Genomic DNA, 9,537 nt, shown 5'->3' on the forward strand with positions numbered 1-9,537 from the left:
ATCAATTGATAATCAATAGGTTAGTGAGATATATTTAACATTAGATTTCAAGAGGGGAATTTTTCGTGTTTTATGCCCCTTCGGCACATTTCTGGACAAAAATGAGTTAGAGTTTAAGATCTAACGCGCTCGATATAGATTAGAATAAGTATCTTGAAACCTTAAACAAACCCTGATGTGTTGGACCTGCCGTAATTTTTCTAAGATGCCTGCACGGGAGTGAACACCTTCTCTATTTCCACACACCTTCAATTTTTGCAACAAGCCCCTTTTGATATGGCAAGCTCGCGATTCATGGAAGCTAATCTTTAACCATTCACGCATTGATGTTCTTGTCGCGTACAAACATTCTGAGCCTTTGTTGCAAAAAAAGACCATACCTCTGATACCCGTATTTCTTCTGTTTGAACGGCAAAACGGAATATTGTAGACATAGACTGTAGTTATCTCCTAAGTGTGCTGGGAAACCTAACGCCTTGTTAAGGTGTGAGGCATGCAGTACCGATGTTTCCGCATAACACTTTAACCACTAAAGCCGACGCATAGTGAAAATGCCACGCGTTGAGAATCACTCTTAAACAGCTTGTTACACGATTATTTCACCCAACCACTTAAGTCAAAATCAATAGACCCTACTTGTTTCTTATAATTGGCCTGAGCTAACGCTATGCCTACTGTAGTTAATTTAATTTTTGAAAACTGTTGTTGGTCACAGCCCCATAGCTCTATCAACTTCTCAAGAGCTGGAATTCGTTCAACTAACCACTCTTTGACTTCTTGCTCACTCATCATGTAAGCCTGAAACATCTGTTTCAACTTATTGATGTCGTCATTGCTCAATCCTACCTGAGATGCTTCTTGAGCAATCAAGTCATCATTCATCAAATTAAACTGAAGTAAATTCAACGTATGGAAGCATGGCATTAGAAAAGCGTTGAATTCCTCTATAGGTCTACCCATTTTTTCTTCGAGCTGTGCTTTATCAAACCCCTTTTGAAATAAAGCTGGATACTGAAAAAGTAGTAACTCAGAGACAGGAGGATAACCGCTAGCATCTAATGGTATAACACAACCAGTATAAGATAAGTGTTCAAACCAAGATGTATGGTAGTCAATCTCAGAGTTAAAGAAGACTAGTAGTTCATCTTTTATAAAATTTATCAATGCGCTAGGATCGACAACACTTCTCTTTGATAAGCGGATTAAAGTGAAGTTTATAGACAAAATATTTAGATGCTCTTGAGTCAGCTTACTTATAACTGAAAGAGCCTCATCCAAGACAATTTGCTTAGTATTACGTTCACTAGTTTGAGCTCGCTGCACAAGAATATCTACAAGCATCTTTTCTAGATCAGAGTCCCCGGACTTTGCGTATTGTTTTTGTGCTTCGTAAAGTGCCGCTTGCATCGATGGCTGCTCCATTTCGATCAATGCTTCTGAGTTTTGCTCTTTTAACGTTTTTAAGAAATCATCTGTAAGCTCTTCAGCGCGACTTCGAGCAATTTCTGCTGCATTTTGCGACAACTGCAAAAAATTAGACCTGTATACATCTAATGCTATTTCGCGTGCGTCAGAATAGCTGAGACCTTGGTTGATAACTACTGATTGTCCTTGAACATTAGTGGAGTGGTCACCCCCTTGTTGTTTTTGGATTTGATCATTTATCATCGCCCTGACCTATTTTAATATCACCACCCGCTTGGTAGTTCTTAGAATTGTTGCCTGACGTTTGCGATTGTTTCAATTGCTTATTTTTACTAAAAAGTGAAAGAATAAACACAATCAAAGACACGCCAACACCGCTAAATATCCACTCTTTATTTTCTATCAACCAACTCATAACTTATCCTAATCGTATAACGCTTTCTATACGGCTTTCAGTCATTTTTCATAATCCTATCATGCAATCTTTGTAAACGAAGTTCAATTGATAATCAATAGGTTAGTGAGACACATTGAACATTACAATGCAACATGACGCATAATTTTTAAAAAGCTTACGCCGACACTCTCTCGGATAACTACAAGTAAGGCAAGCGTACAATCACAGATCATAAGTTGACTTTCGAGCAGAGAAGGAATGGTGCAAAAGTTACCCGGTAACACGATTATGGTAACGCAAGGTGCCAACTGTGAAGAAATCAGTTTCGGCAAACAGAATGTTTGTAATTTTTGAATAACTTTAAGTATTGGAAAAATTGTTTAGGCACTTATACTCTGAATCAGCCGAGATTGACAATACTCCTATTCATTTGTGTTGCTTTCGATATAACGAAGGTGTCATACCTCTGTACTTTTTGAACGAGCGGTTAAAGTTGGACAGATTGGTAAAACCGACGTTCTCGGCAATTAAGCTGATTGGCTGTAATGTCGTAGTGAGTAGCTGAGATGCATGATTTAGCCTCAGCTTGGTTAAGTAAGATATATAGCTTTCGTTGAAGTGTTGTATAAACCAACGGTGAACAGTGTTTTCACTTACATACATATAATCAGCGAGTTTCTTTAAGGTGATATCGGATGAATAATGTTTATCGATGTACTTACAGATTTGATCTATCTTACTGAAGTCACTGTGTGAAGTTTCCTTTTCTTCTGATTGGGTATAGGAAAACAAGGTGGTATGTGATTGCTCTATACACAGCTCACCTAAGATTTGAATTAAGACCGCAAGCTGACCAATTGGGGTAAGCTCTTCAAAATTATTAAGGTGTTGAAAAACTTTTTCCGCAGTTTGCTTGGAGAACTTAACGCCTTTATTTGCATCTCTAATAATAGTCGAAAATGGCCTTAGTTCGACACAGCTATACATCAATTTTGCAATCCATTCTTTACTAAACCAGATGACATAAGTTTTACATGGATTCTGTTCATTAGAATTAATTGATTCAAAGCTATGGGCAACGCCAGGGCCCAGCAAAAGTAGTTCGTTATGTTCAATCACTCCTTCGAAATGGTCGATCTTTGATTTTCCACGAAAGTTTCTATGTAAAACCAGCTCAAATTCTTGATGGACATGCCAATCTTCTGGTTTAACAACTTCTTCGAACATCTTATAGCGCCATGACCAACCATGCCTCTGTGGTATTTTCTGTATTGTTGCTTTCATTCAAAAAACATCATTGGTGATTTATCAATTAATTGAGCAATTACACACTACAGTCATTAATCAATAAAAGTATCATAAGTTGGTGGAATAGTATCAGATCAGAGCTTAAGAGTTGATATCTTTACCAAGTCTGTACAGTATAGGAGACTCAGAAATGTCCGAATATTTTAATTGCTTACTTCCAAAACTTACCTCCGTTGTAGAAACAAACCAAAAAGCTTTAGCTGAAGCAACCAAATTGTTTGCTCAAGCCATAGCCAAAGACAACATGATTCAAGTTCTAGGAACTGGCCACTCACATATGATTGGCTTAGAGGGATTTATTCGTGCAGGAGGCCTTGGCAATGTCAACGCTATTTTGGATTCTGTGCTGCTTACTCATGATGGAGCTTTAAGAGGATCAGCAATGGAAAAATTGTCTGGTCTTGCTGAAATTATTTGGAATGATCAGAATATTTCCCCAAATGATGTGGTTCTAGTAATTTCTAACTCTGGACGTAATGCTCTGCCAATTGAATTTGCCCAAATTGCCAAATCAAAAGGTCATTCGGTCATCGCGATTACATCTGTTGAACAATCATCAAAATACCCAAGCCGCCATCACTCAGGTCTGAAATTAATGGACATCGCTGATATCGTTATCGACAATCGAGTCCCACCTGGTGATGGATTGTGTAAAGTGAATGGTAAAGTGACAGGAGCATTCTCCAGCATAGCAGGGATGATGATCATTAATATACTGATTGTTGAATCTCAAAAAGAAGCCTTAAAACAAGGCGCCACCCCACTTATCTTCTCTAGCCAGAATGTCGACGGCTTCGACAATGACTTTGTGTATCAACATTTTGGCCATCGATTAAAATCTATGTAAATGATTAGAACTAAATTCAATTTCTTCATTAAGTAACGAGCTAGTGAAAGTGCAAAAACGGCTCATAATCTTATGGAATGACAAAAAATGAGCTAGCCATGATAGTTTGCAACAAGCCCGTTTCAAAAGGGAGGTTTATTTATACCTGAGTGACATTAAGATACTTGGGTATAAGTTGACATATAGATTACAAAACTATTGAAAAGTATTCTAAGATCTGCACATTATTTCGAGTCGAGATATTCCATGATTAAGGCCCACTACATTTTGAGTCTTGCGATACTGTATTCTCACTTTACTTATGGACAAAACATACAGAGCCAATGGCAGGAGTTATACCAAAAATCATGGCAGCAAGTACCCTACACTGTAACGCAGAATGAACTTCACCAATATCCAATGACATTGCTAAAAAGCAGTGCAGTTTACCCAAATTTTACCCAAGTTGATTGGAATGATTTACGCCTGATTGAACATGTTTCTACTATTTGTAAATTTGCTTCGTCGAGCAAACCAATTGTTCAACAAGCGATTGAGTTTGAACTTAAGGTCTGTAATCAGCAGTTACTGCCTGTTAATTGGTTTCTGACGAATAAACCTCTCCATCCAGCAGGCGGCAGTTTCGCGGATCGTTATTTAGAATCACACGATGATCTTAGTCCTGACTTTCTGAACGAATTATCGAAATTCACCACTTTATCCAACCCTATGCATCCTTTGCACGACAAATTAAAATTGCTGTCCGAATCTGGTAGTGATGCACTTATCAATGGATATCGTGCGTGGTTGGAAGGCGATACTTTATGGCTATCTAATGAAACTGGTTGGAAAGCTGTGCCAGCAAGCATTTGGCAACCACTCGCAGACCAAAAAAAGTTAACGTTGAAGGGTAAAAGCTGTACCCTAGTCTATAGCAATTTATGTATCAGCGAAAAACAACCATCAAGCGTATCTCTGCAAATCATATTCCTTATCGTCAGTCTGCTCAGTGCAAGCTTTTTTGCTCGTTTAAGCTTTTTGAAGCACAAACAACGACGTGAGAAACGTTTTATCTTACAACTATTAACCCATGAATTGCGTACACCTATCACGAGTTTAGGTTTAACTGTCGATATGTTTCGCGATAGCTTCGATAGACTGGATGAAGAAACCCAAGACACTTTTTGGCGTTTATCGGCAGATTACCAACGATTAGAACAGCTGACTGAAAACAGTAAGACCTATTTAAGTGTATCGGGTAAAGAAGGTCTGATGCGTCAACACGCATCGATTGCTGATTGGCTAGCTTACTACTGTGAAAAAAATCAAGTCACGTATTCCTTGAATCAAGATAAGCACCTCAAGCTCCCTTATTATTGGCTCGCGATATGCTTGGAAAATTTAATCATAAATGCCAAACAACATGGTATGGGAGAAGTGATGGTTAAGGTCACCGTTTCGACCAATCTGTACATTGAGGTAAGCGATCATGGGGAATTTCCTTCACGATGGCGAAGATTATTTAAACGCAAGAAACACAACACAAAGAATATGGGTATCGGCTTGGAGATCGTCGCACATCTAATCAAAATCATGAATGGCAGACTTACCATTCTTCGTAACCCAACCCGTTGTATTATGGAACTGCCTTATGAACACAATTCTGCTGATTGAAGATGATCAACTGCTCGGCCAAGGGTTAGTGAGTTTTTTTAGCTCACATCAATTTGAATGTCTTTGGGTGACTAACGCTGTACAAGCCACTCAGCTTTGGTATAAGGCCGATCTGGTTATTCTAGACAGGCAATTAGCTGATGGGGACAGCTTAAAGCATTTATCACAGTGGCTACTGTTAAAAGCTGTTCCCGTTATAGTATTAACGGCAAAAATAGAGGTTGAACAGCGTATTCAAGGGTTAATGGCTGGCGCAAAAGATTACGTCACGAAACCATTTTCAAGTGCAGAGTTACTGGCCAGAGTTCACTCCCAACTGCGTCCGATTGGCTCAAGTATTATGACTTACGCCGATATAGAAATTGATTTGGGACAGCGAGTTGCACGTTTAAACCAGCAAGAAGTTGCACTCAAACCAAAGGAGTTTCAACTATTACTGTTATTAGTACAAAATCAGGGCCGCGTTTTCCATCGAGATGAGCTTTTAAATAAAATCTGGGGCTATGAAGCGTTCCCTAGCACACGAACGGTTGATAACCATGTTCTGCATCTACGGCAAAAACTCCCTAGTCTCAATATTCAAACGCATCGTGGGGTTGGTTATAGATTAATAGAGACACAAAAATGAACAGAAGCATATTTTTCTCTATAGCAAGCTTGGCAATGTCTTCATCAGGGTATGCGAGCCTCTTTGCCAATTCACCGTTACAAAGTGCATACCAAGCAACACTTAATCAACAACCTCAACTTGCTTGGCAAGAGCTTACCTTAGCGCTAAGTCAACATCATATCGAAAGTAACTATTGGCTACCGATTAAAAATGAATTATTAGCACAAACGGACTGTGGTAGCAGATTAACGTCGATACGAATGACAAATAACCACTTCCGTCTTAGCCTAATTAAACGCTCTGGTCTCGCCTCTCAAGGTTATCAATTCAGAGTAGCTACTGAAAATAATCACCAACCTCAGCATATATCACTCATCTCACCAGAAGGTAATGTTCTGTTGTCAGGTGATTTGATGACTCGTCCTGGCTATCAAGAGATCGAAAGCGACGAGCTGTTAAAAAGACCAGCTCAAGGTATTTTCACACTTGTCGTTGATGAAAGTAAAACATCACTTATACTCGCCTTTCCTAACACGGCCTCCTGGCTATCGCTAATCAATCACTCGAAACAAACACAAGTTCAGGTTAATTTGCCAAAGCATGTGCCATCATGCCCCCGAGCGGTCGCAAGCTGGCTGTGGTTCGACAAAAACTACAATCTAATTGATAGCAAAATTCCTTTTACCCGAAACCTAGAGTCATTACCTGAACATACTGTGAAAGCAGAGGCTAAGTTCCTCAGTGCTATTGTTGAACTGGTGGAGTATCAAAAAGGGATTAGCATCGAATACATCCAAAGGTTATCCATTCCCTATCAATAAAATAGGGACATATAGGTGACAAAATACTAATCAAACTTCGTTTAAATGACACCTTTGTTTTATTGGAGTCATATCACCATGTCACTGAACAAACTCGCACATAGCTTGCTGTGCTCTTTACCCTTTTTCTTCAGTACAAGCAACGGTTACGCAAACACTATTAAACTAAAAAATGCCAACGATTTTGTGTTGGTTTCACCACAAACGTTAGCTATTGAATGGAATAATCTGTCAATTAATCAGCCGGGGCTACATGTCGAGCAAAAAATGCCTCAAAGCTATCAAATCTTAGCAAAGTCGGATAACACAGCAACTTGGCAAATACAGCCTTCAGGGCTGAACATTTCTGCTTCTTTGATTAATCGTAAACTCTCACTTTCACTGTCGTTACCAAACAACGGTCACGTTTCTAGACAACACCCTATTGATGTCCAATGGTTTAACCTTGACCAAAGTAAAAGTCAGACGCTCTATTTACCATTTAGTGAAGGAATGCGAGTGCCATTAGACAATTCAATATGGGCAAATTTTCTTATCAATAATTATTCGGGGGCAAATACAACCCAAGATTTGAAGATGCCGTTTTGGACCGTTAAGCAAGGTGGCCGTTTTATTAATTATATGCTGACCACACCAACAAATAATGCACTAACGTTTAACACTGTCGACGGCCGGATCGATATGTCAGCAACTCATCAATTTACTCAACTTAGTGCTAAACAGTCACTGGATCTAGTGATTACGCTGGGTGATAGCCCTTTAAGTGGCGCAGTTACCTATCGGCAGTATCGACAAAAAACAGGGCTGGCAAATCCACTCACCAATAAGCTCAGTCATAACAAGGAACTCAAAAAGTTAATTGGTGCGAGTCACGTCTATCTGTTTGGTACAGATCCGCTCAGCATCAACGACGTTAAAGATTGGTGGGGGTTAAAAGATTGGTATATTGGGGCTTCTGGGCTCACTATACCGAGTAATGTAAAGCACGAGCTACTCGGCTTTGATAGGCAACAAGGTTGGTTCAGTCAGTATCACAAACAATTACTTTTAGACTCCATCAGTAACTCTATGACCAACAAGTTTAACGTGGACTCCCCCACTCTAAGCAATAACACGATTGGCGATCAATACCACGCTGCACAATCCATTTATCATTGGCTAGAGCAACACGCTGGCGACTATCTAGTCCCACCTAGCCAATGGGGACAGGCGCTTTCAAGCGATATGCTCGATAACTTAAAACAGGCAGGGGTAAATAAGCTTTGGCTAGGTTTCGAAAATTGGATGCCCAGTTTCTATCATCCAGAAATCACGCAAAAGGCAAAACAACAAGGTTTTTTAGTAGGTGTCTATGACTCTTATAACACTGCACTGATGAAAGGAAGCAATGATAGCTGGCTAACCGCAAATCTACCTGAAGAAATCCGATTAGGCTGCGCAATTGAACTTGCTAACGGTGAAAAGACATTGGGGTTTCGGGGAAATGGCTTCTATTTGAATCCAAATTGTCATCTTAACTACGTCAAAAAAAGAATGCTAGATATTGCACGCTATGGGCAATTTAACAGTGTGTTTCTAGATGTCGATGCAACCGCAATGGCTCGTGAAGATTATCGCGATAACACAACGCAAACAGCGATGCTAACGGCCTATAATCAAAGACTAGGTTGGCTTGCAGAACAAAAAGGTATCATTCTAGGTTCAGAAGATGGTAATAGTCTAACCAGTACTGGTATCGCTTTCGCTCATGGCTTAGAGACAGTGGGGTTTGGTTGGACAGATATTGAGATGACTAAAAACCATCATTCACAGTATTACTTGGGCCGATGGTATCCAGGCCATAAGCCGGCATATTTTTTTAAAGCCGTTCAGGTAAAAGAACCATATCGCACCTTGTTATTCGCCCCACAGTATCGTGTTCCACTTTATCAAGCGGTATTCCATGATGAGATCATAAACACTCATCATTGGCACAGTGATAGCCTGAAGTTTAGTAATGTTAAAACCGAACGTGACCTGATTGCCATGCTCTATAACACACCAGCAATGGTACACTTGACTCGTGATGAGGCGTTATCAGTCAACAGCGAGCGCATTACTCAACTAAAGCATTATCAAGATGGATTTTCCCCAATTCATCAACAACTTTGGGATCAAGCACTGATCAGTCATTCATGGTTAGATAAACGTGGGAATGTTCAACAAACAACATTTTCTGATGGTAGTACGATCACTGCGAATTTTAAGTCAGTTCCATTTCAATATAACGGAACATTAATAAGCAGCTATTCAATTCTTGCCAAATTGGCCAATGGCAATATTGTTAAGTGGCAAAGTCGATAATTATACTGAGAAACATTCGTCTTATGGTAACGCCATTGCTCGTCTAAAGCGTGAAGGTCGATGACGGCAAGATGTAGAACATCGGCAAGTGAAATATCTCAACAATGGTTCTGAATCTGACCACGCTCCCATC

General features: G+C 39.7%; 8 protein-coding genes and 1 pseudogene. 6 read left to right on the top strand and 3 right to left on the bottom strand.

The annotated features are described in order from the left end of the window. Positions 1-594: 594 nt before the first annotated feature. From VSA01S_RS18610 to VSA01S_RS18620, 3 genes are all read right to left on the bottom strand, one after another. Complete coding sequence (locus VSA01S_RS18610; RefSeq protein WP_039979059.1) at positions 595-1,668, bottom strand: LPO_1073/Vpar_1526 family protein; 1,074 nt, start codon at positions 1,666-1,668, stop codon at positions 595-597. Beyond that, complete coding sequence (locus VSA01S_RS18615; protein WP_039979060.1) at positions 1,658-1,840, bottom strand: hypothetical protein; 183 nt, start codon at positions 1,838-1,840, stop codon at positions 1,658-1,660. Before VSA01S_RS18615 ends, VSA01S_RS18610 begins: the two co-directional genes overlap by 11 nt. Before the next feature lie 408 nt (positions 1,841-2,248). Further along, positions 2,249-3,049 (bottom strand): AraC family transcriptional regulator, encoded by an 801-nt coding sequence (locus VSA01S_RS18620; protein ID WP_227739591.1) that lies wholly within the window; start codon positions 3,047-3,049, stop codon positions 2,249-2,251. 211 nt (positions 3,050-3,260) lie between these two features. Here VSA01S_RS18620 and VSA01S_RS18625 point away from each other — a divergent pair, with 211 nt between their 5' ends. From VSA01S_RS18625 to VSA01S_RS20590, 6 genes and pseudogenes are all read left to right on the top strand, one after another. Next, positions 3,261-3,977: a sugar isomerase domain-containing protein gene (locus tag VSA01S_RS18625; protein ID WP_039979062.1), complete on the top strand. Its 717-nt coding sequence runs from the start codon at positions 3,261-3,263 to the stop codon at positions 3,975-3,977. A gap of 246 nt (positions 3,978-4,223) precedes the next feature. After that, positions 4,224-5,630 carry an ATP-binding protein gene (locus VSA01S_RS18630; protein ID WP_039979063.1) on the top strand — a complete coding sequence of 469 codons (1,407 nt, stop codon included), beginning with the start codon at positions 4,224-4,226 and terminating at the stop codon, positions 5,628-5,630. Then, a complete protein-coding gene (locus tag VSA01S_RS18635; protein ID WP_039979064.1) occupies positions 5,608-6,258 on the top strand; it encodes a response regulator transcription factor in 651 nt (216 codons plus the stop codon). The genes VSA01S_RS18630 and VSA01S_RS18635 overlap by 23 nt, the downstream gene beginning before the upstream one ends. Continuing rightward, entirely contained in the window at positions 6,255-7,061 is an 807-nt protein-coding gene (locus tag VSA01S_RS18640; RefSeq protein WP_039979065.1) for a DUF2861 family protein, read from the top strand. The genes VSA01S_RS18635 and VSA01S_RS18640 overlap by 4 nt, the downstream gene beginning before the upstream one ends. A gap of 78 nt (positions 7,062-7,139) precedes the next feature. Further along, complete coding sequence (locus tag VSA01S_RS20585) at positions 7,140-9,404, top strand: glycoside hydrolase (protein WP_039979066.1); 2,265 nt, start codon at positions 7,140-7,142, stop codon at positions 9,402-9,404. Positions 9,405-9,408: 4 nt separating this feature from the next. Beyond that, positions 9,409-9,537: pseudogene (locus tag VSA01S_RS20590) on the top strand (DDE-type integrase/transposase/recombinase); the annotation flags it as partial.

This window comes from Vibrio sagamiensis NBRC 104589 (assembly GCF_007990935.1).
GTDB classification, from domain to species: Bacteria; Pseudomonadota; Gammaproteobacteria; order Enterobacterales; family Vibrionaceae; genus Vibrio; species Vibrio sagamiensis.

Coding starts and splice junctions, on each gene's coding strand:
- VSA01S_RS18610 (WP_039979059.1), bottom strand. CDS start 1,668: ATGATAAATGATCAAATCCAAAAACAACAAGGGGGTGACCACTCCACT.
- VSA01S_RS18615 (WP_039979060.1), bottom strand. CDS start 1,840: ATGAGTTGGTTGATAGAAAATAAAGAGTGGATATTTAGCGGTGTTGGC.
- VSA01S_RS18620 (WP_227739591.1), bottom strand. CDS start 3,049: ATGTTCGAAGAAGTTGTTAAACCAGAAGATTGGCATGTCCATCAAGAA.
- VSA01S_RS18625 (WP_039979062.1), top strand. CDS start 3,261: ATGTCCGAATATTTTAATTGCTTACTTCCAAAACTTACCTCCGTTGTA.
- VSA01S_RS18630 (WP_039979063.1), top strand. CDS start 4,224: ATGATTAAGGCCCACTACATTTTGAGTCTTGCGATACTGTATTCTCAC.
- VSA01S_RS18635 (WP_039979064.1), top strand. CDS start 5,608: ATGAACACAATTCTGCTGATTGAAGATGATCAACTGCTCGGCCAAGGG.
- VSA01S_RS18640 (WP_039979065.1), top strand. CDS start 6,255: ATGAACAGAAGCATATTTTTCTCTATAGCAAGCTTGGCAATGTCTTCA.
- VSA01S_RS20585 (WP_039979066.1), top strand. CDS start 7,140: ATGTCACTGAACAAACTCGCACATAGCTTGCTGTGCTCTTTACCCTTT.